The organism is Limnohabitans sp. Hippo4, assembly GCF_003063605.1.
GTDB lineage: Bacteria > Pseudomonadota > Gammaproteobacteria > Burkholderiales > Burkholderiaceae_C > Limnohabitans_A.
The window spans coordinates 1-1,196 of the sequence record NZ_NESE01000016.1; the positions used below are offsets into that span (position 1 = coordinate 1).

The following is a 1,196-nucleotide window of genomic DNA, read 5'->3' on the forward strand; positions in this document are numbered from 1 at the left end:
AATTAAGCGATGATTTTGGCAACAACGCCAGCGCCCACAGTGCGGCCGCCTTCGCGGATCGCAAAACGCAGACCTTCTTCCATGGCGATCGGGTTGATCAACTTCACAGTGATCGACACGTTGTCACCAGGCATCACCATCTCTTTGCCTTCTGGCAATTCGATCGCGCCTGTCACGTCAGTCGTACGGAAGTAGAACTGAGGACGGTAGTTGTTGAAGAAGGGCGTGTGACGGCCACCTTCGTCTTTAGACAAGACATAGATCTCGCCTGTGAAGTGTGTGTGGGGCTTGATAGAACCGGGCTTGCACAGCACTTGGCCGCGCTGCACGTCTTCGCGCTTTGTACCGCGGAGCAAAATACCCACGTTGTCGCCAGCTTGACCTTGGTCCAGCAATTTGCGGAACATCTCAACGCCTGTACATGTGGTTTTTTGCGTATCAGCAATACCAACGATCTCGATCTCTTCGCCAACCTTGATGATGCCGCGCTCGATACGGCCAGTCACCACTGTGCCGCGACCAGAGATGGAGAACACGTCTTCAACAGGCATCAAGAAAGAGCCGTCCACTGCGCGGTCAGGCGTAGGGATGTAAGAGTCCAAAGCTGCTGCCAACTTCATGATGGCTTCTTCGCCCAAAGGACCCTTGTCGCCTTCCAAAGCCAGCTTGGCTGAGCCTTGAATGATCGGTGTGTCGTCGCCTGGGAAGTCGTACTTGGACAACAACTCGCGAACTTCCATTTCCACCAACTCGAGCAACTCGGCGTCGTCCACCATGTCGCACTTGTTCAAGAAAACGATGATGTAAGGCACGCCCACTTGGCGAGCCAACAAGATGTGCTCACGTGTCTGGGGCATAGGGCCGTCAGCAGCAGAGCAGACCAAAATAGCGCCGTCCATCTGAGCCGCGCCAGTAATCATGTTCTTCACATAGTCGGCGTGGCCTGGGCAGTCAACGTGTGCGTAGTGACGGTTTTCTGTCTCGTACTCAACGTGCGCTGTGTTAATCGTAATACCGCGAGCCTTCTCTTCAGGGGCTGCGTCGATTTGGTCGTACGCTTTAGCAGCGCCGCCGAACTTGGCTGCCAACACGGTGGTGATCGCAGCTGTCAATGTTGTTTTGCCGTGGTCGACGTGACCAATGGTGCCAACGTTCACGTGCGGTTTTGTCCGCTCAAATTTCTCTTTTGCCATTTC

The 1,196-nt window shown here is 54.5% G+C and carries 1 protein-coding gene; it reads right to left on the bottom strand.

All coding sequences use genetic code 11. The annotated features are described in order from the left end of the window. Positions 1-2: 2 nt before the first annotated feature. Positions 3-1,193, bottom strand: coding sequence for an elongation factor Tu (gene tuf, locus B9Z46_RS15005; RefSeq protein WP_055359481.1), 1,191 nt, complete (start codon positions 1,191-1,193; stop codon positions 3-5). Positions 1,194-1,196: the final 3 nt, after the last annotated feature.

Excerpts from the sequence above, each read along its gene's own strand:
- tuf (WP_055359481.1), bottom strand. The coding sequence starts at position 1,193 with ATGGCAAAAGAGAAATTTGAGCGGACAAAACCGCACGTGAACGTTGGC.